Source organism: Halobacillus sp. B23F22_5 (genome assembly GCF_043497085.1).
Taxonomy (GTDB): Bacteria; Bacillota; Bacilli; order Bacillales; family Halobacillaceae; genus Thalassobacillus.
The window spans coordinates 162,168-182,615 of the sequence record NZ_JBIEKI010000001.1; the positions used below are offsets into that span (position 1 = coordinate 162,168).

The 20,448-nt window shown below is 39.0% G+C and carries 21 protein-coding genes; 9 read left to right on the forward strand and 12 right to left on the reverse strand.

Features of this window, described 5'->3' with window-relative positions; all coding sequences use genetic code 11:
* Positions 1-131 precede the first annotated feature (131 nt).
* Genes ACGTN9_RS00805 through ACGTN9_RS00820 form a run of 4 tightly spaced genes read right to left on the reverse strand, consistent with a single transcriptional unit; the run spans position 132 to position 7,160 of the window.
* Complete coding sequence (locus tag ACGTN9_RS00805) at positions 132-3,308, reverse strand: type 2 lanthipeptide synthetase LanM family protein (RefSeq protein ID WP_499589576.1); 3,177 nt, start codon at positions 3,306-3,308, stop codon at positions 132-134.
* Entirely contained in the window at positions 3,295-4,740 is a 1,446-nt protein-coding gene (locus ACGTN9_RS00810; RefSeq protein ID WP_499589578.1) for a S8 family serine peptidase, read from the reverse strand. The genes ACGTN9_RS00805 and ACGTN9_RS00810 overlap by 14 nt, the downstream gene beginning before the upstream one ends.
* Entirely contained in the window at positions 4,724-6,901 is a 2,178-nt protein-coding gene (locus ACGTN9_RS00815) for a peptidase domain-containing ABC transporter (protein ID WP_499589580.1), read from the reverse strand. The genes ACGTN9_RS00810 and ACGTN9_RS00815 overlap by 17 nt, the downstream gene beginning before the upstream one ends.
* Positions 6,894-7,160: a response regulator transcription factor gene (locus ACGTN9_RS00820; RefSeq protein WP_499589582.1), complete on the reverse strand. Its 267-nt coding sequence runs from the start codon at positions 7,158-7,160 to the stop codon at positions 6,894-6,896. The genes ACGTN9_RS00815 and ACGTN9_RS00820 overlap by 8 nt, the downstream gene beginning before the upstream one ends.
* A 393-nt stretch (positions 7,161-7,553) precedes the next feature.
* On the opposite strand from ACGTN9_RS00820, the gene ACGTN9_RS00825 reads away from it, so the two are divergent.
* The 5 genes from ACGTN9_RS00825 (at position 7,554) to ACGTN9_RS00845 (ending at position 11,053) form a co-directional block, all read left to right on the forward strand.
* Positions 7,554-8,645 carry a LytTR family transcriptional regulator DNA-binding domain-containing protein gene (locus ACGTN9_RS00825; protein ID WP_499589584.1) on the forward strand — a complete coding sequence of 364 codons (1,092 nt, stop codon included), beginning with the start codon at positions 7,554-7,556 and terminating at the stop codon, positions 8,643-8,645.
* Positions 8,646-8,836: 191 nt separating this feature from the next.
* A complete protein-coding gene (locus ACGTN9_RS00830; protein WP_499589586.1) occupies positions 8,837-9,685 on the forward strand; it encodes an ABC transporter ATP-binding protein in 849 nt (282 codons plus the stop codon).
* Positions 9,682-10,392 carry an ABC transporter permease gene (locus ACGTN9_RS00835; RefSeq protein ID WP_499589588.1) on the forward strand — a complete coding sequence of 237 codons (711 nt, stop codon included), beginning with the start codon at positions 9,682-9,684 and terminating at the stop codon, positions 10,390-10,392. Before ACGTN9_RS00830 ends, ACGTN9_RS00835 begins: the two co-directional genes overlap by 4 nt.
* A 203-nt stretch (positions 10,393-10,595) precedes the next feature.
* On the forward strand, positions 10,596-10,799 hold the full coding sequence (locus ACGTN9_RS00840; protein ID WP_499589590.1) for a mersacidin family lantibiotic: 204 nt from the start codon (positions 10,596-10,598) through the stop codon (positions 10,797-10,799).
* Positions 10,800-10,849: 50 nt separating this feature from the next.
* Positions 10,850-11,053: a mersacidin family lantibiotic gene (locus tag ACGTN9_RS00845; RefSeq protein ID WP_499589592.1), complete on the forward strand. Its 204-nt coding sequence runs from the start codon at positions 10,850-10,852 to the stop codon at positions 11,051-11,053.
* A gap of 337 nt (positions 11,054-11,390) precedes the next feature.
* Here the strand turns inward: ACGTN9_RS00845 and ACGTN9_RS00850 are convergent, their stop codons facing one another.
* From ACGTN9_RS00850 to ACGTN9_RS00865, 4 genes are all read right to left on the reverse strand, one after another.
* A complete protein-coding gene (locus ACGTN9_RS00850; RefSeq protein WP_499589594.1) occupies positions 11,391-11,558 on the reverse strand; it encodes a hypothetical protein in 168 nt (55 codons plus the stop codon).
* 172 nt (positions 11,559-11,730) lie between these two features.
* On the reverse strand, positions 11,731-12,996 hold the full coding sequence (locus ACGTN9_RS00855) for a tetratricopeptide repeat protein (RefSeq protein ID WP_499589596.1): 1,266 nt from the start codon (positions 12,994-12,996) through the stop codon (positions 11,731-11,733).
* A 216-nt stretch (positions 12,997-13,212) separates the two neighbouring features.
* Positions 13,213-13,875, reverse strand: a complete 663-nt coding sequence (locus ACGTN9_RS00860; protein ID WP_499589598.1) for a hypothetical protein — start codon at positions 13,873-13,875, stop codon at positions 13,213-13,215.
* Between the two features lie 423 nt (positions 13,876-14,298).
* On the reverse strand, positions 14,299-15,189 hold the full coding sequence (locus ACGTN9_RS00865; protein WP_499589600.1) for a fructose bisphosphate aldolase: 891 nt from the start codon (positions 15,187-15,189) through the stop codon (positions 14,299-14,301).
* 286 nt (positions 15,190-15,475) lie between these two features.
* On the opposite strand from ACGTN9_RS00865, the gene ACGTN9_RS00870 reads away from it, so the two are divergent.
* The gene (locus tag ACGTN9_RS00870) at positions 15,476-16,705 is read left to right on the forward strand and encodes an MFS transporter (RefSeq protein ID WP_499589601.1); all 1,230 of its coding nucleotides are present in this window, start codon (positions 15,476-15,478) and stop codon (positions 16,703-16,705) included.
* Positions 16,706-16,763: 58 nt separating this feature from the next.
* Here the strand turns inward: ACGTN9_RS00870 and ACGTN9_RS00875 are convergent, their stop codons facing one another.
* The 4 genes from ACGTN9_RS00875 to ACGTN9_RS00890 all read right to left on the reverse strand — a co-directional run bounded on the left by ACGTN9_RS00875 (position 16,764) and on the right by ACGTN9_RS00890 (position 17,901).
* On the reverse strand, positions 16,764-16,889 hold the full coding sequence (locus ACGTN9_RS00875) for a DUF6254 family protein (RefSeq protein ID WP_499589603.1): 126 nt from the start codon (positions 16,887-16,889) through the stop codon (positions 16,764-16,766).
* Positions 16,890-16,891: 2 nt separating this feature from the next.
* Positions 16,892-17,086, reverse strand: coding sequence for a hypothetical protein (locus ACGTN9_RS00880; RefSeq protein WP_499589605.1), 195 nt, complete (start codon positions 17,084-17,086; stop codon positions 16,892-16,894).
* A gap of 88 nt (positions 17,087-17,174) precedes the next feature.
* Positions 17,175-17,528 (reverse strand): DMT family transporter, encoded by a 354-nt coding sequence (locus ACGTN9_RS00885; RefSeq protein ID WP_499589607.1) that lies wholly within the window; start codon positions 17,526-17,528, stop codon positions 17,175-17,177.
* A 19-nt stretch (positions 17,529-17,547) separates the two neighbouring features.
* Complete coding sequence (locus tag ACGTN9_RS00890) at positions 17,548-17,901, reverse strand: DMT family transporter (RefSeq protein WP_499589609.1); 354 nt, start codon at positions 17,899-17,901, stop codon at positions 17,548-17,550.
* A gap of 226 nt (positions 17,902-18,127) precedes the next feature.
* On the opposite strand from ACGTN9_RS00890, the gene ACGTN9_RS00895 reads away from it, so the two are divergent.
* The 3 genes from ACGTN9_RS00895 (at position 18,128) to ACGTN9_RS00905 (ending at position 20,063) form a co-directional block, all read left to right on the forward strand.
* On the forward strand, positions 18,128-18,445 hold the full coding sequence (locus ACGTN9_RS00895; RefSeq protein ID WP_499589611.1) for a DnaB-like helicase N-terminal domain-containing protein: 318 nt from the start codon (positions 18,128-18,130) through the stop codon (positions 18,443-18,445).
* A gap of 105 nt (positions 18,446-18,550) precedes the next feature.
* Positions 18,551-19,639 (forward strand): NAD(P)/FAD-dependent oxidoreductase, encoded by a 1,089-nt coding sequence (locus ACGTN9_RS00900; protein WP_499589613.1) that lies wholly within the window; start codon positions 18,551-18,553, stop codon positions 19,637-19,639.
* A 229-nt stretch (positions 19,640-19,868) separates the two neighbouring features.
* Positions 19,869-20,063 carry a DUF378 domain-containing protein gene (locus tag ACGTN9_RS00905; RefSeq protein WP_499589615.1) on the forward strand — a complete coding sequence of 65 codons (195 nt, stop codon included), beginning with the start codon at positions 19,869-19,871 and terminating at the stop codon, positions 20,061-20,063.
* The last annotated feature ends 385 nt before the right edge of the window (positions 20,064-20,448 follow it).

Consider the following 20,448-nt stretch of genomic DNA (forward strand, 5'->3'; position numbering starts at 1 on the left):
ATCTTTTATAGGGGTGATTGCTTATGGATGTCTACAGAAAAACACAGACATAAACGCTGATATTTACGTCTGTGTTTCTTTCTGTATTTTGATGTACTATACTAAGGGTTTTATATATACGATTAGCTGTGTCATTGCAATAGCAGAAGTGATGGTACCTTATCCGGTTGATAAATGCGTAATAATTGATAGCCTATTCCTGCTGATCCTAAAAATAAACTAGGTGTTTCTAATTGCTGGATGGCACCGGAAAGGTAGCCATCGCTGCTTTTCAACAAATTATCTGTCAAAGCATGTGCCGCTCTTATTAATTCTTCGTTATTAAATGATATGCCGGTTGTCAATAAAAAGTCTACTGCTCCCATATCTCCATGGCACAGGGAGTGATTATGGGATGGGTAATGGTTCAGGACATTTTGTGTTGCTATCTGTATCTCTTTTTTCATTTCTCCATCCTGATCATAACCAGGCATGATCAAACGGCTCATCCCTATGCCTAAGGATCCGTGACACCAGTAATGCTTACACAATCCTTGCTTATCAAAGCGATGATCTAGCCAGTTTGATTTTGTTTTATCAAATAAAGAGCGGTCAAAGGCTAACGCTTCTTGCCCCATTACTGAGAATCGTTCATTACCCGTAAATTGAGCTAATCGGAGAAGAGCGGAAGCGATACCGCTGGCCCCATGACCAAAACCTCCAAGGGGTTTAAAATCAGTGGCAGCAGACAGCCAAGCTATCCCTGTCGGTGTCATGGTAGCACGGTCAACTAAGTGCTGGCCATATTTTTGGGCAATATCCACATACTTGTAATTGCCACTTTTTTGATAATAACTTAACAACACATGAATAATGCCAGCCGACCCTCCAAGGACATCAAAAACCTCATCCTGTTCCACATTATGTTCTAAGAAATGTATAATCTCTTTTTGCTTTTTGTTAATAGTTTGAGTGAATGGCTTATCATCTTGAAAACTTTGACCCAAATGCATAATTGGATATAAAAGGGATACCGGGCCATAAAAGACAGAAGGAAGCGCATTTGATATATTTGCCTCAGCGATTGCTGTGGTAAGAGCCGCTTTTGATGCTTTTATATATTTATCCTCATTAGTTATTATTCCTAACTGACCTAAGAATAGTGCTATTCCTCCTACTCCATCATAAAAACCAGTTTCTAGAGCGGAAACATTCCATTGGCCTTGGTGGTTCATTCCTATTCCAATCCATGAAGCATTCTTTTCGTCTGGTCCATAAATGGCTTGCTCGATTAAACGATCTCCAATGTTAATAGCTCCGTCTAAAAAGCAATGCTGGTCCACTTTTTCAGGAATATACAGTGTCTTCTCTTCATTCCTATCATCTGGTGTCTTATCTTCTTGTAAGCTTAAAATAGAAGCTTTGATATAATGAATTTGTTTCTGGATAGATTCATTATCTAAATGTTTAATGCGATTAAGAACTAGTTCCATTCCGCTTTTTTCAAAGGCATCTGCTATCCTGGTGCCTCTACTGTCCCATAAATCTTTTGAAGCAGGCGTAGTAACAAAATACGGAATATCTCCATTTAGTAAATCCGCTTTTTCAGAGCGTACAACTGTTGGGGGAAAGGGTGTAAAGTAGACCCGGTCGATTATGTTTTCGCGATCCAAAGCATTTCTTAAATAGTCAGGATGGCTCGATTCTATAATAAAATTTGAATAGTAATGGGTGTTTCTTACCACAATCCTAATTTTGAGATTATTCATCGCTTGTATTGGACCGCCTGAGGCAAGCAATTCATCTTTGTTGTTGTTGACAAGCTGGGTGACTTCCTCAAATCCTTTAATCACAAAATCGACGTATTGAGTAGCATCGATCTCTTCGTCGTTTATCATCGGACGATTCGAGCTTTCTTCTAATAAAAGGGACTTACGTACAAACCTTAATTCATCAGTGCCTCTATTTTCAATCTGCAGAACAGGAAAAGGCAATTCCTGTTTTCTACCACCCATTCCACTGATCTCAAGGCCTTTTCCGTCTTTGGACTGAAAACCTAATAGAGGAACTAGGCCCGTACCAATAACAGAATGAGAGACTTCAAGTTTGGCTCTTGTGTTTGCTGTGTCTTTGAATACATCTTGTATGGTATTATGAAACACAGTTTCATAGTCAATAATTACGGGATACTCTCCATGGGCAATGATATTTTCATAATGGAAGTCTGTTCCCTTAAGCAAGTACATCAGAGCCAGAAGACCTCCGAAACGGGTATAATACCTTTCCAGCTCCTCTTCACTTTTAACAGGAGATTGCTTAACAATTTCTTCCCAGGCATAAGATTCTTTATCAACCATCCGATAAATCTTTAATGGAGTGGTAAATCCTTTCTGGTTTATCCACTGAAATAACTGTTGCACCGCATTCGAAATCGCTAATGGCTTCGGTTTATACAAAATTTCTTCTCCATCATTGAACAGAAAAGAAATGACGGACCTTCCCTTTTGATGCGAATCTCCTAAACTTAGTTTTAACCCATCAAGATTTATATCGGTTAATTGGAACGTCTCTTCTATTAATTGTTTATCCTTGATAAACCTGGATAAAGCATCGAATACATGATCGACAAAGAAAACGGTGCGGGTCGTTAGCAATCTGGTAAGGGCCGTATATTCATTATAGAACGACGTTACATATTCCCTTGATTTTAATTTATTTTCGATGAAAAAAGCATAACGCTCTTCTGGTGAGTCACCTTCTAATTCATCTAATAAACGGGAAACATTTATTTCAAGGGCTATGGTACGTGCTGTAATTTGCAGCAAATTTGTGGCTATGGCTTCGAGACAATTCTGAATGACCGTATCTTTATTAATGAAGGTTTGGACATCTCTTTTTTGGAAGTACAATTCTAACTGAAACTGCACCCATGTCAGGAACGGCTGGAAGATGTGACTTAAACCATCTTCAGTATGTTTCATATTTAGGCTGTGTTTTTCTGATAAGCTTATTATATCGTTAAATTTCTTTAACCAGTCAGGTTCTTCACTATAAGATACTTTCCCATTAAGGGCGGTCTCTTCCTGATTAAGTAGTTGAGTAAACTCGTTGTAATTCAGTCCCTCTGCTGCTAGCCGCTGGTTGAAAAGTTTATCATTGATCAATAAACAATTGTTCCTCCAGTCTGTCAGCCGCTTATCTAAATTATTAACATCACTTGGACTATTCCCGAGGTTTCTATCCATTTCCTTTCTTAGTAACTCAGCCTTTTCCCTTATAAATAAGCCTTTAGTCCAATCGATATCGATGGAATTTTTAGTTTTCAACACCATCATTTCCCCCTTTTTCATTTAATAGTTTCAAAGAGTTATTAACATTTACAATGCCATAACGGCTTTGTTTTTCATCGGTAACATCGGGGTTATATGGCATTGCCCCTTCATTGATGAGTGAATAGATTTCACGTAAAGGTAATTCGATCATTTCTTCTTTTGCTTCTGCTATCAATAGAGCAATAGCAGCAGAGACTTTAGGTGCTGCTAAGCTCGTACCAACCATAAGGGTATACCCCTCTTCAATACCTAAATATTGATTCAATGGGGAGGATGGGAGGTCTGTTGGGTATGTGGTCATAGAGAGCCTTTGAAAGTCAACCTCTCCTTTTTCCTGGAATTCTGGACCATAATCACCGGACGGTGCAGACAGTTCTACCTGTTGCCCGTAATTGGACATTGGATCTATTGTTTGGGTTCGAGTTGAACCTGACACGGTAATGACGCCGTTCAATCCTCCTGGGGCATAAAATGTCGGATCGTCTGTACCAATGGTTAGCCCCAGCAGTTTCGGGTTGCTTATATCAATTCCTTGGGTTCGAGTACCTGATGCAGCAACTACAGCTGTCCCCTTTTGATTGGCGTAATTAATTGCTTTTTTGTACGCCAACAATGCTGCTCTATCTTCAGAATTCTTTACGGATAAGTAGGAACCAAGGCTTAAATTGATCACATCGGATCCTGCGTTTACGGCTTCAATCATGGCTGAGACCACCCAGCTTGTTTTCCCGCTTGATTGGTCAAATACTTTATAAGGAATTATCCCTAATTGTGGACCCACACCTAAAAGGCTGCCATTAGCCGCAATCGAACCAGCGACCATGGTTCCATGTCCCATCTTATCCTGTGTGCTTTCAACTCCTGGTACGAAGGACTTTCCCTCTGACAGGATGTTATCTTTTAAATCAGGATGTTGATGATCAATGCCGCTATCAATGATAGCGACCACTACATCGTGATTTCCTAATTGTTTCTCGAAGGATGCCCCATTGTTTGTAACTTCCTTAATGTCCCACCCCCATTCTTCGTATAACTGTGCTGTTGAAAAAATACTATTTGTGTAATTCACTAGGGGTAAGTCAGACATAGTGCTGAAACTGAATGGGTCAGGGAGATGGACGGGGCTATCCTCTCCCATTACGACATCCAGCTTTTCCCTTTCAATAGTCTGTAGCATCCGTTTTTTTTCGTCCTGGGATATGGCGCTTACCTTTATCATGTTAATGTCCTCGAGAAAGTTAACGGCGATTTCCTCCGTTTTTTCTAATTCGTTTACGAGATGTCTTAAATCCTTATCATTTCCATGGATGAGCCATTCCTGATCGGTCGTCCCTTTGTCGGCATGCCCTTCAACCGGTGACAAGAGAAGGAAGCTGGATAAAAGTAACGTGAACAAACTGACGGTAATATGACTAAATGGAATCCGCATATAATGTTTCCTCCTTTCTTTCTTCCTGAGTGGTATAGAGAGAATGATAAATCCCCTGTTTTCTTAATAATGAATTGTGGGTTCCTTCTTCCACCAACCTTCCGTTATCCATGACAAGTATACGGTCCACATTTTTAATCGTGGATAACCGATGGGCGATGATGACCTGTGTACAATTGATAGAAGATATCGTTTTCTCGATTTTTGCTTCTGATTTCATATCAAGAGAACTGGTTGCTTCATCCAAAATGAGTAGGGAAGGTTTGTGAACAAGAGCCCTTGCTAGCAACAGCCTTTGGCGCTGCCCCCCGGAGAAATTTTTCCCTGATTCTGATATCATCGTTTGGTAACCGATAGCTGTTTTCATGATTTCCTCATGAATATTTGCTGCTTTTGCAGCCCAGGCGATATCTTCATAATCTTTTAAGTCGAACTCACCTGAATCCTTAGGGAGGATATTGTGCGCGATAGTTTGGTTGAATAGTCTTGTTTCTTGAAGTACGGCACCCATTTGTTTACGCATCCCAGCAAGTCTGTATTCATTTATTGAATGGCCATCTATGAAAATATCTCCTTGGGTCGGTTGATACAAACCAAGCAGTAATTTAGCGATTGTGCTTTTTCCCGAACCTGAAGCGCCGACAATTGCTACTTTTTCCTGAGGGCTTATGGTCAAGTTGATGTCTTTTAAAACTGGGGAACTTAACCGATCATATTGAAATGATACATTACGGAATGATATCTCTTCTTTAAAAGAAGGGCTCTTTAAACGGTGTGAATTATCGTCTTCTTGTTCTGGCTCCGTTTCGAATACGTCATAGATTCTCCGAATATACGATGTTAAATAAAGAAGCTCTGTATACCCGGTTCCAATGGAGACAATCGGTACAATAAAAACCGTTGCTAATGAATTGAATCCTAGCAGTGCTCCTAAAGTCATATCTCCACCGATTACGAGAAAACTTCCATACCATAGTAGAAATACAGGAAGGATGAATTGGGTGGATCTAGTTATTGTATGCAGCAAGGAAGTCCAGATGGATTTCTTTTCTGAAGCTTTCAATTGTTCGTGGAATAATTGCCTCCAGTTTTTAAATACATTTTTTTCAATCCCCATCATTTTGACATCACAGACACCATGAATACTTTCTGATAAGAAGCTTTGAACTTTTGCCTGGGCACTCACGTCGTTATTGGTTAATTTTCGTGTTATGTTCGTACTTAATAATAGGGTGATGAAAATAGTTAAACCAATAGAGATCACCAATATTCCCATAGACCAGGAATGCCATAACATGAGTGCGGCGTAGGAGAAAAGTAAGATGCCGTCGATGAGGAAAGTGACTAAGCTGTTTGATAGAATTTGACGGATCATCACATGTGAGTTAGCTCGGAATAGTAACTCTCCTCCTGGTCGGTTCTGAAAAAAAGCATAAGGAAGCCGAAAGAGATGCAATATAAATTTTGACATCATCAGACTGTCAATAAGGGTCTGAAGACGTGCTATAAAAAAACCTCTTATAAATGAAAAGCACTGATAGCATAGAAAAGTAACCAGCATCCCTATTCCAATAATGGTGAGTGGATCGTCATTTTGCTTCATGATGATGGAATCTGTCATCCACTGTGTTACAAAGGGAATGGCCAGACCGAATAATTGAAGTACTAAGGATACTGCCAGGATAGCAACCACCCATTTTTTATGCTTTAAGGCAAACGATAAAAAGAAAGAGACATAGGATGGTTTTTGATTTTCCTGGAAATCATTATCGGGTTGGAACCATAAACAATAGCCGGTATACTTTTCATTGAATTCATCATAGGGAACTTTTTGCTTCCCTGTAGCCGGATCCAGTATTGTCACTTTTCTTTTTCTGATTTTTTCAACGACAACATAGTGCTTGCCCTCCCAATGAGCAATAACAGGCATTTTCGCATGAAAGAGTTCTTGGGCACCAGCTTTCATTCCCTTTCCTTCTAATCCATACTCCCTTCCCATATCAATCAGCTGCGTCAAAGAAGTCCCCCCTCTAGGGACTCCAAATGTCTCGCGTATTTTTGCAAGAGAGATATGCTTATTAAAGAAGGATAGAACCATTGCAAGACAGGCTAAACCACACTCGCTATGCTCCATTTGTTCTGTATAATTAATCTTAGCCAATTTGCACGACTCCTTCCGGTACGTATGAATTCTTCTCTTCTGACCATTTCAATAATCCAAAGTGATAAGCAAACACACCAATCTGCACCCGTGAATGTATATTCCACTTTTCTTTAATAAAATAAATGGCTTCTCCCACTCTTCGACGACTGATATATAGGGTCTCGGCAATCTCAGCGTCTGTGTATCCGGTTGCAACTAAAATAGCTACTTCCCTTTGACGTTCGCTCAATGGCTTGATCTGTGGTTTAGTTTGCACCTTTTTCACCTCCCCCTTTTTGATAAATCAGGAATATTAGATTGCTTGAATTAAAAGTAACAATGATTGTAAGTTAACTACAATAAGTTAAATAAGAGGAATAATAAGCCCACTCCCTCTCGTTTTTATAAAGAGAATTTAATATATATATCCGCTTATATCCCTATAACTCTATGGCTATTTACACTTTAATGACAGATACTGCATGCTATAATAAAAAGTAATATTCAGTATGTAATATCGAGGTTTGTCTAGTATTTCAATCACAACACTGGTTTTGAATCCCGTTATTTGTTTGCTCCCAACGTTGTAACATGATCCATTTATATAGGAAGAAAGTACATAACATTGTTGAATTAAAATAATTAAGAAAGGAAGTTATTTTTGAGCGTCTTGAGTATTAAACAATTAGAAAAAAATATAGGAAATACAGTGGTATTCCCAAAGTTCGATTTAGAAGTCCATTCCGGGGAGACGGTAGCAGTTCAGTGCAATCCTAAGGCGGGAAGTAGCCTTATTAATACAGTGACGGGACTACTTCCCTCTTATAGTGGTGAAATTTCTTTATTCGGTCAGCATTTAAAAGATAATTATAGAGAGTTTTGTCATCGTGTAAGCGTTGTATTCTTAGAGGAAAATCTCTATGAACGTCTCACTATTCGGGAATTTTTGACATTCTATAAAAGAATATATGGTGTCGAAGAGGATATAACGTTCACTATCCAACTGTTAGGGTTATCAGAAAAAGAATCGGTCAAAATCAAAAAATTAAGTTTCTCCGAGAAGAGGCGGGTATTAATTGCCCGGGCAATTATAAATCAACCGGACCTCATTATTTTAGAAGAGCCAGATCAAAACTTAGACATAGAGAGCAACTTGATCATTCGAAGACTTATTAATGATTTGACCAGTCAAGGCAAGTCTTTTTTGATTACTTCCAGCTACCTGGAAAGTGCTATATCGTTCACGGACATTGTATATCAGCTTAATGAAGATGGGTTGAAGAAAATTGACGTCGCTCCTGAAGAGAGTCAAGTGGATGACCAAAAAGAGAAGAGTAATATTGCAGAAGAGGAAACAACAGCGAATCATAACCAAGTTGAAAATGAACAAACGCAACCGGAAACATTTACTTCTCTGCATACCCCTTCCCGATTGAAAATTCCTGCTAAAGTCAATGAAAAAATCATACTTTTTGACCCTACAGAGATTGATATGATCGAAAGTGTCAATGGGGTCTCCCACCTCCATGTTAAAGGAGAGGCTTTTCCGTGTTCTTTTAAATTAAACGATCTCAATGATCGGTTGTATCCATTCGGCTTTTTTCAGTGTCACCGATCTTATATCGTAAATCTCCAAAAGGTACGAGAGGTTATTACATGGACCCGCAACAGCTATAGTCTAATTCTTGATAATGAAGACAAGACGACTATTCCATTATCCAAGAATAATTTTAAAAAACTTAAGGAAATCATTGGATTATAGGATCCATTGACACGGAAATTGGTACCACTCACCTCTAAATGTACTTTAAAGTAGCTTTTTTCACGTCCACTCATGTAAATAAAGACTCCATTCAACTACTGATACGCTCTTTTCATATAAAATCTACTGCTTTTCTTTCTTAAAGTGGCTATGATGAAGACAATGAAAATTTGGAAAGAGGGGTTAGTTGGATGGAAAACATTATTGAAGTCAAACGACTAATGAAAACCTTTGGGAATCACACTGCCTTAAGGAATGTCAACATTCAGGTGAAGAAGGGTGAGACCTTCGGGTTGTTAGGTCCAAGTGGTTCTGGTAAAACGACCACCATCAAAATTTTATCTTCTCAGCTTCAACAAACATCCGGTGAAGTGAACATCTTTGGTATGGATACAATGAAATTAAGAGATCCTGCTCAAATGAGAAGGATCGGAATCTTAACGGACAATAGCGGGCTCTATAGCCGCCTTACCGTTTATGACAACCTGGCTTTATACTGTAACCTTTATGATGTGAATAAACAACGTATCGATGAAGTGCTTCACCAGGTAAATTTACTCCACGAAAAGAATAAACATGTTCAAAAACTTTCAAAAGGTATGAAACAGCGCGTCACCTTAGCACGATCCATTTTGCATAAACCAGATCTCCTCTTTTTAGATGAACCAACTTCCGCTTTGGATCCTGTGAATAGGAAGCGGATACACAAAATCATTAACCAATTAAATAGAGAAGGCACAACCGTCTTTTTGACTACCCATGACATGTATGAGGCGGAAGACATTTGCGACCGTGTAGCTTTTCTTGATCACGGAGAGATTAAACTGCTTGATACTCCTCAAAAGATACGTACTCAATTTGCCGATCCTGCCATTACAATTCTATTTGAAGATAACAGTACCGTGGTGGTTGATAAGAACGAAGAAGGGGCAGAGAAAATATACAATTATATGAAAAAAGGGGAAGTGGTTTCGATTCATTCGGTTGAACCAAACCTAGGAGATGTTTTCGTACAATTAACAGGGAGGGATTTAGGGTGATACTTTCTCTTAAAAGGATTAATGCCATCTTTATAAAAGACTGGAAGGATCTGTTAAAAAATTCTTATATTCTATCCACATTTGCTATGCCAATTCTATTTGCTGCAATGTTAGGGAGGATGGATGCGGAGGGGCCTGCAGTTTATACCCTGCCAATCAATTTGGCTTTAGTGATTTGCGGGGCATTCATTCAAGCGGCAATGGTTGCTGAAGAAAAGGAAAAAAATACATTACGCAGCTTATTGTTATCTCCCGCTAACATAGGTGAAGTCTTTATTGGGAAGAGTGCATTATCAGCTGTTGTGACTATTATAGCTGTGGCATTAACTATTTCGATTAGCGATTTCCAAGTTCCTGATTTATCTCTGTTCCTCTTGGTTGTTTTATTGAATATCATTATCTTCATTTCCATTGGCACGGCGTTAGGGTTGGTTTCTCGTAGCGTCATGGAGACAACAATTATCGGTATTCCTGTACTGGCTGTCTTCGGAATGGGGTCGATGGTTAAAGGGATGTTTGAAAATGATTTTTTATTAGAACTAGTCAGCTACTTACCAAGCGAACAATTGAATACTGTAGCTATAGAATTAAATAATGGCGGGGGAATGACCGCTATTCAAGATAATCTACTCGTGCTTCTAGTTTGGGCAGTTATTTCTATCGCTGTATGTGTTATAACCTTTAAAAAGCGGCGCTTCGATAAATAAATAAAATTACTGTCTTCGTTATTTTGTGCGAGAAATATTAGTGAAACCGGGAAACAGGTGCTTGATCAAGTACCATTTCCCGGTTTTTTATGTTCCAGAATTTAATGATTGGCAAGTTTGCGTAGTACCGAGCAGTAAAAAAATACAGTACAGTAAGGTCAAGAACTTATTGAAAGTTCAAAAAATAATTAGGAGGAATTACAATGAACCGTACACAAATCGCGAAAGCGCTGAAGAATCCGGAACTTCGCACAAAACTAGGTGTGGAGAGCCCTGCTGGTGAAACGTTAGGAGAACTGAACAAGGATGAACTTTCCCGCATTAACGGTGGATCAGATGTGCAGCCTGAAACATCTCCAACTTGTGTAACAATCGGTATTACTCTTTCATTAGCATATTGCCCTTGATCAATATACCTAAAGTTAAAGCAAAAAAATTAAAATGAGGAGGAATTGGAATGTCTCGTAAACAAATGGCGGAGGCGCTGAAGAATCCGGAAATTCGTACAAAACTGGGTGTAGAGAGCCCTGCTGGTGAAACATTAGGAGAGCTTAGCAAGGATGAACTTTCCCGTGTTAATGGAGGATCTGACGTACAGCCGGAAACTTCTCCTACCTGTGTGACCATCGGTATCACTATTTCGCTTGCATATTGTCCTTGATGAAAGGAAATTATCGTTAAAAATGTAATAAGTTTTGATCACAATTGACCCCCTTGGACTTATAGGGTGCCGAATTATCGACATCCCATAAGACCAAAGGGGGACTTACTTCCTGACAACAGAGAGTAGAAAGAGCATTAGTAAACTAAACCTGGAAGTTAACGAATTAACAGGTTAGTCTACGATTATAGGTGAACCAAGCTATTACACTTTTGAAGAAGGATTTTTCTAGGAATATGTGGTGAGTAAGTAGTTATCTTTTCTACCCTTATCTAGTGATAGTAGCATAGAAGTTATGTAGAGGGATTGGTGAATTCCTGTAACAAATTAAACGAATTTATTTGCTCGTATCAACAACTTCAATTGGATTTGGACTCGTACCCATAGGGCCAGGCTGTGATTCACTTAAGCTTAGTACATGGGAAGTATTGTCAGGGAAATCTAAAGTGTTCGCCGCAGATACAAGGAATAATAGGAAACAAACATTTCTGATTGCTTTTTTCATAATTAACCTCTCCTTATCTATTTGGTATACTTTTAATTTACAAAGTCTCCTATGTTAAAAGGAAGAGGTAAAATTTTTTTATTATTTAAGAATTATCTGAATGTTATTTTTTTGAAATTTAACAAGAAACTAGGATTAACTGATCATATAACTATTCGTATTGATCATCTCGCTAACCTTCCATGTCCATGGCCAGCTTCATATGGTCTGCAGCCTTTTTATAAGCACGTATCTCATAGAAATAATTCCCCAGTTCTTTAGCCATTTTCTTTACTAAAACCTGTTGGTTTAATTTAACCCCATTTTCAATGAATTTCCGCATATCTTTTTCATAAGTGAAATCATCGCCCCGAACTTTATATGTATAAGCCCTCATCCAGCCAAGTTCAATATACATATAATTCATTTCATACTCTTCAGCAATGTCAAAAGCTTTCACCAGACTTTTTTCCACTTCATCCCAGTGCTTTTTTTCTATAAAAACTTCAGCCAAACTTCTCAGAGAATAGATCTGTTCTTCTATAATATTCAGCTTTTCGTTAATGTTAATACTTTTTTGGTAGCTATCGATGGCTTCTTCGAATTTATGAAGGCCCTGGTATACTCTCCCTTTATTATACTCAATCATGGCTAGTAAACTTTCATTAGTATCTTCTACCAGGTTCATTGCATGATTTAAACATGTGAGAGATTGGTCGTATTCCTTCATTAAATGATATTGTACTCCCTGTGTGATCAATACCATTGCCATCATCCTGGTTTCTCCATATTTTTCAAATATGTCATAAGCGTTCTTTGAATAATATAATCCTAATGTTTTGTCTTCCATTAAACGTTGTTTGACAAGACTTATATTATAGTAAAGCTTTCCATTCTCAAGTGTATCCTTATGATCCATAATTCTTTCTGCTTTGGTAAAATAATGATCGGAACGATCATAGAGTTGTTTTTTGTAATAGTAAATGCCGCAGGAAATATAATAAAATAAATAATAGTCAGTGTCTATATCTGTGTTATCATCGTTGTTGGGAATCACACGGGAAGATAAGGTATATAGCGTTTCAGCCTGGTTAATATCTTTGTGCACAAAGTAACGGATTAAAATACCGTAAAGTTGTATGAGTATGTGGGGGGGATGGCTTTCTTTTGTGTTCATACTCAAAAAAGATAACTCTTCTTCAGAAAGTTGGCTATCTCTTTTAAAGTCATCAAATATAGTAGAAATTCTTTTTTCCGCATCGACAGTATTTTGTTCTGCTAAGTCATCTAACGGGATGGTTAATCTCTTTGAGATCTTTTTTAGAAAAGAGTATGAGGGTTTGATTTGCCCATTTTCAATTCGACTCAAATAGGTTATGGAAGAGATATCCTTGACCAATTCCCCTTGTGTTAATTTCTTATGTATCCTTAATTGTCTTATTCTCTCTCCAACATTCACATTTTCACCCACCTAAAATAGACTTACACTTATAATACTGTAAAATTATGCAAATCTCTACACCACCCCTTATAAAACGGGATAATATTCCAAGTTTTCGTATCTATTGAAATGGGAACTTTTGAATTTATTTGAGGTCGAACTTTTTTCAATTGTGAGCCACACTGTACAATAATACGTAAAAAACGGAAAAGCTTCAAAAAGAAACTCTTCCGCTTATATCTTTTCTTTTTTGACCAGCCATTGGATGAGATACATGGGGTAGATAAGAAAATTATTAAAAGTTGTGACACTCGATGATTCATTAGTCACTAGTTCTAGATTAGTGTATATATCTTCCATGGAGCCATGAATCTCCAGTAGTCGCTTGACTTGGGAATATTGTTTATCTACGGAGTTCACTAAGTATTCCTGATCCAAATAATTCAAGTTTATAGAATACCCGATTGCTAAGTCGGATTTGATTTTATTAGATTGTTGTACCTCGTTAAACTTAGCGGCGACTTCATCACTTCTACCAAATCTTTTTAGACAGTCATATTGACTTTTTCCTGTGTTAAGCAAATAAATACCTGGATTATGTAACCCCTCCACAGCAGTAGTGCTTAATATAATGATCATAGGTACTATTGGCTGTTCAGGACTCATCGTAGTACAAATAGATGATTCATATAATATTTGGCCCAGTGTGTTTTTGTGTATAGTGGGTTGTGCTGGAAAAGATCCACTGTGTTCCTGTTGAGAATGTTTTATGATGTCACAAGGAACTCTGAATAGTTCGTTAAAATTCTCCTTTGCCAATAAATTATTATCTTTTATAAGGTCGTACCTTTCTAACTTTCTTAAACCCTCCAGTATTGCGCCATAAGATTGTGCCATGGTATAAGACCCCCCCTTCCATTGTTAGTTCCTGTATAGAATTAATACTACAATCTTATATTTGTTAATTACAATACGTAGAATTAAAACGAAAAGAGGAGTGTTTATTCTATTTTTTAAACTAAAATTTTACTTTATTGCATGGTGTCGTTAAAAAACACAAGCCAGATAAGTATCCACGATTAAGGGTTGTTGAGGTTATCATAGCTTTAAATTACAAAAAGCACTTTTATTATCTGAAGAAGTGCTTTTTATCGTCATAAAGTATTTAACTTAAGACCTGAATCACATATAATGAACTAAAAACGCTTTGAAAAAGTTTTTTTGAACAACTTATTTATAGCGTTGCAAGTCCAAACTTTTCTTAAGCAAACGCCTGTCCCCATTGGGGGCAGGCGCTTGTTTTATCTTACTTGTTTTATCTTATTTTTTATTAATAGAAGCATCATAGATACTATCCACTGCTTGTTGTAGCTTCTCGTTAAACTCATTGTCTGATTGATTGGCATTCAGGTCAGCGGCAAGTGCGCGGGAGAAGCTGGCGATCAGGCCGTCGTTCTCTTTCAGTTTTTCATTGGCTTCGTCACGGGAGTAGCCGCCGGAAAGGGCTACAACGCGAACGACGCGTGGATGTTCGATCAATTCTTTATACATGTTTGCCTTGGTTGGAATGGTCAGCTTCAGCATAACGTTCTGGTCATCTGTCAGCGCGTCGAGCTGCTTCAGGATTTCATTTTTTAACATGGCTTCACATGTTTCTTTATCCTGACTGTTGATGTCTACTTCAGGTTCAATGATTGGAACTAACCCTGCAGCGAGGATTTGTTTACCGAAATCGAACTGCTGGTCAACGATCGTCTTGATCGCTTTTTCGTTCGGTTCATGGACCACAGAGCGCATCTTGGTTCCGAAGATGTTACGCTCATTGGCGCGGCGTAGCGTATCATCAAGGTCTGGGATCGGCTTCATCAGCTGCACACCATTTTCTTTATCCGCAAGTCCCTTGTCAACTTTCAAAAATGGTACGATACCTTTGCTGGCAAGGTAATCAGCAGTGTACTGCCCTTCGATTTCGCGATCCATCGTCTGTTCAAACAGAATAGCGCCAAGAATTTTATCAGAATTGAAAGCAGGGGACGTGATGATTCGTGTGCGCATCTCGTGCACAAGGTCGAACATTTCATCTTCGCCAGAATAGGAATCCTCCGGCACCCCGTATGCCGCTAAAGCTTTTGGTGTGCTGCCACCGCTTTGGTCGAGTGCTGCGATAAATCCGTTGCCGTTTTTGATTTTGTCAAAATGGTTTTGATTCATACTTTCCACTCCTTTTTGTTAGTATTCGAAATTACATCCACCTATACTCTTCCCGTTATAGGGACATCTATAACGCAGGATGGATGTGCTATTTACATTTTAACATGTAAAGTCATCTGTTGTTTTCCTTTAACCTTTGTAAGTTGGGGGTATCTTCTCTGACATTGAACTTTTCAGAAAAAACTATTTGCTATAAACTATAACCAGGAAATAAATGGTGTTATTTGATTGGTGGAGGGAGTTATACGGAATTTCTATGACTAAAACCATTTGAGGTGAACAGCTATTGAAAGTATGGAAAAATAAAAGATTTCTTCATTTATTTTTTGCCCGTTTCATCGCTCTGATAGGCGATGGCATCCTGTTCATCACTTTGCTTAAAATGTTGGAATTACAGGGAGCGGGCAGCATGGGCATCTCTATTCTTTATCTTGCTGCAGGTATCCCTGCTTTTCTGTTTGCGATTCCGGCGGGGGCGTATGTAGAACGGAGCAATCTGCAGCGGACAATGATTACGACGGATTTTATACGTGCGCTGTTAGTATTTCTTTTTATTGTAGGCGACTTTTTTACAACGGTAGAACCGCTCTTTATTTACCTATTGTTGTTTTTAATAACGATCAATGACATGTTCTTTCTTCCAGCCAGTCAATCCTTATTACGCTGGGTTGTTCCGGAAAAGCTTAGACCGCAGGCGAATGGACATTTACAAATAGCGATGATGACTGGAAAGTTGCTTTCCTTTTCGTTAGGAGCGTTTTTGATAAAAGCAGGATACGAGCTGAGTTCTTTATTATTCATGGTCATTGTTGCTTTCGGGCTATCAATCGTACTCATATTGTTCATACGTCCGGCGGTGGTCAACAACACTGATAAGACTACAAAGACACTACAAATGGTGACGGAAGGTTTGACTTTTATAAAGAACACGACCATTATCAAAAATCTCTTCATCGTATTCGGATTGGCCTGGCTTGTGGGTTCCTCCATCGATGTTTTTCTGATTTCCTACTTGAATGATGTGTTAGGAAAGGGGACAGAAGATCTTTACTTGATCACTACTTTTTCTTTGAGTGGAATCATTATTGGGTCATTTTTAGCACCGAAGCTATATGAAACGATTGATAAGAAAATTGGTTTTTATATGCCAAGTCTTTTATTCGGCTTGGTTATCCTCGGTTATGCGGTAAAATTGCCGTTAATTGTCCTGTTGCTGTTTTTGATGGCCGGTGGAATAGCTCAGGGCGTATTTTTGACCTTTCTCAACTCCTATCTGCAGGAGGTCACTTCCCAACGGTACTATGCAAGAGTCGCAAGCTTTTATACCTTGCTGATGAAAGGGGCGAGCCTCCCGGGATTATTTTTAATCGGTCTGTTGATCGATACCACCAGTGTTATTACGGCTGGTTATTTCATCGGTTTTTATATGATTGCATTAGCTATTTTCTCGATTGTAATTTTGCAGCATATGGATACCCAAGAGAATGTCAAAGGAGCGGAGGTAACAAAAGCATAATTGTAATGCTATTTATCAAAAACCAGGACCAAACCTTTAGCGGTTTAGCCCTGGTTCTTTATTTGTCATTATTTTTCTTTGCTTCATCAGCAATTTCATCGAACGACCTGACTTTTCCGTGAGGGTTTTGTGCATGCTTTCTGGCTTTCCATTCCCGTTCTTCTTGTCGTTTGGATTTGGTCATTGTTATCGTTGCTCCTGTCCTTTATTAAGATCGTTGCCTGCTTTGTTGGACTTTCTTTCTTGCTTGGCCTTCTCTCTGTGTGCCTGGTTTGCTTTAGCACTGCCGAGTTCCTTAGAGAATTCTGTATCTGTCTTGCTGGAATCAAAACCTTTTTTATTCTTTTGCTGAGCATCATTTTTCTTTGTGCGTTTCGCCATGGATTTGCCTCCTTTTTTGTTTAGTATGAAGAAAAAGGAGGCATGATATTCTGGCAGCAGCCAGAACGGCCATTAGCAAAAAGAACCATCACCCGTTTGATGATAGTTCCTTGGCTGTGTTTGGGTGACTGGACAGATTCAACAAGACGATTCCGCCAATAACCAGGGTGAGTCCTGAGAAGGTGAGTATGTTGAACGCTTCACCCCATACCAAAATACCGATTAATGCCGTTGCAGCTGTGCCCACCCCTGCCCAGATGGCGTAAGCGAAACTTAATGGAATGGTTTTGAGCGCTAACGAAAAACAGTAAAAAGAAAAAAGATAACCAGCTACTACCCCGAGGGAAGGAAGCAAAGCTGTGAAACCTTGTGACATTTTCAACATAGTAACCCCAAATATTTCAGCGAAAATGGCAATAGCTAAAAGTAGATAACCTTTCATGTTCATCTCCTCCCTCACGTTAATGAGATCCCTTTGATAAATTCAACAGTGTGACGCCTCCTATGATAAGAATTAATCCGACGACGTTTTTGTAGTTGAATTTTTCTTTATATATTGTAATTCCTACTATTGCTGTAAGAGCTGTTCCTAATCCAGCCCAAACCGCATAAACCAGACCAAGAGGGAGCATTTTCAGCGCTAAAGATAAGGTGTAAAAAGCCAAGCCATATCCAACGATCACACCAATAGTAGCCAGTTTATTTTTAAATCCATTAGAAGCCTTCAGCATGGCGCTCCCGAATACTTCAAGAACAATCGCCAGAATTAAAAAAATATACGCATGCACCATCATCACTCCTCCCTTGTCGTCCATTCCTGTTGTCTTCTCCTATGATATTGATTCCATTTCCCGTTATTCCTTAATCTACAAAATTTAACCATTAGAAAAGTACAACACCGTTTTCTGCTTTCTTTCGATGATAACGATTGAAAGGATTTTTTAATAATAGTAAAAAAGGGAACAGGAAGCGGCCGATGTTCCACGTGAAACAAGGATGACTTTCGATAAACTGCAGTAGAACTGATGTGGAGGGTGACAGATGATAATCAATGAGGAAGCGGAACAGTCGGTATTAGGGGCAATTTTTTTGGATGATGCCGTGATGGAGAAGTCGAAACTGAAGGGCAAGTATTTCCACTCCCAGCGGCACCAAAAGATTTTCGCTGCGATAGCGAAGGTTCATCAGCGTGGGGAGCAGGTTACGTTGGTAACGGTAACGACCGAGCTGGGAAAGGATATCCAAACAGTCGGAGGCGTGGGGTATTTAAGTGAACTGGCCGCATCTGTTCCTACACTGGAAACCTTTGAACATCACCAGTGCCTGGTCCTTGATGCGTTTCGTTACCGCAAGCAATGAAGAGAGCCTGGGGCCACTAATTTATTGTTAAAGTGGGTTGCAGGTTGTTTTTATAAGGATAAAATACGCCTCCTGACAAACACTATGAAAAAAGGGGGAAACCTTATGAAAACAGCAATAATCGGAGCTGGACTTGCCGGTCTTTCTTGTGCTATAACGTTGGAAAAGCACGGCCATACTGCGGATATATTTGAGCAGAGTAAGGAAGTGGGGTTTAGGTATAGCATAGCAGAATTGATGACGCCTATTCTTCACGCTCCCATCAACGATGCGGTGAAATATTTTTCTGAAACGCATGATATTCACTTAAAGCCGACGTACAATGTCCAAAAAATTTATGCACACTCCGAAAACGAATCTGCCTACGTGGAAGGAAATATCGGGTTTATCAATATGCGGGGGGAATATAAAGACTCTTATGAAAAACAATTAGCCGAACAACTGGTGCATAGTAAGATACATTATGATCAACATGTCACTTATGAAGAGGTTTCTAAAGATTACACCCATGTCGTGTTAGCGACCGGAGATCCTCAGGATACCCAGCAAATCCAGCCTTATGAAATAGCACTCAAATCCACCTTTGCAGGAGCTATCGTCAAAGGGGATTTTATACGGAATGAGGTACATACCTGGTTCAATAACCATTTTGCTCCTAAAGGTATGGGATACATGATACCTCACTCCAAAACAGAAGCGACGATGGTGATTGTTTATCCTCAATATGAAGCGGAATGGGTAGACAAACGCAGTGAATTTTGGGAAGAAATGTTATCGCAAGCCTCACGTACGCTGAAGCAGGAAATTGTTGTAGAGGAAGAATTTACGATAATGGATTACATGGTTGGAAGGTGCAAGTACCCACGTATTGGCAACACGTTCTTTGCTGGCAACTGCTTTGGTGCGATTACCCCATTTTTAGGTTTTGGACAAACAGGATCTATCCTTAGCGGTATTTATGCAGCCCAGGATATTTGTGGGCTGGGAGATTATGAAAAGCTTTGTAAACCGCTATATAAGGATTATGATGATTCCCTGGTTCTGCGCAGAGCAATTGAAGGCTTGAGCAACCATCAATTGGATTTGGTGACCAAATCACTTCATAACCCTGCAGTGAGAAAGATAGCAGTCCAACCGAACATGAGTGTTCTGAAGGGACTCAGTCACATATTGAAGCCGTTCATATCGAAATGAACACATGCAAGCATTTTCGATCACTGAACGACTTGAAAATCACTTTGATAACTCTAATATCCATACCATTGTACTGAGATTAATCATTTTTACTGCAAAAAAGCTTCTAAACCATATGGTTTGGAAGTTTTTTATGTTTTAGGTTATAAAAAGGTTTTACAAACATATAATTTGGTTATACAATATATATACAAAGATTAAACAAAACTTAGAAGGGTGGTAGATGTAAATGAAAGGTTTAAATATGCTCGCACTAATTCTTATTATTGTTGGTGGGTTAAACTGGCTATTATTTGGTTTATTCCAATGGGATCTCGTCGGTGGTATTTTTGGAGGAATGGATAGCCCGGTTGCACGAATTGTCTATGTTCTGGTCGGTATCGCGGCTATCTATGCACTGACACTTTTGAAAAAAGTGAAGTAATGAAAAGGAAGATGCCTGCCACCTCCAGCTGAGGGGGCAGGCATTTAAAGTCGCCTAGAAAAAAATTATAAGATTTTCTTTTTGTGGGATAACTTTAGGTGGTGGGGCACTTCTAGCTCCAGCGCCTACCCCCTCGAGGTCTTAAGTCAATCCTCTCTGTGACAAAAAACGTCACGGCGAGGCTTGTCTTAAGCTTGTCGGGGGTGAGCAAGGCGCTTGCGCTTTTGTTCTCGCCTATTGACATTAACGGAAGGGTAGCATATCTTAAATCTATACCATTCTGCAAATATGGTGTGATAAAAGGAGATATTTTTATGAGTGTGGCTGTTCTTAACTAATACGAACCGTATAATCCCTGATTGCTTTCAAAATCGCCTTCGCAAAG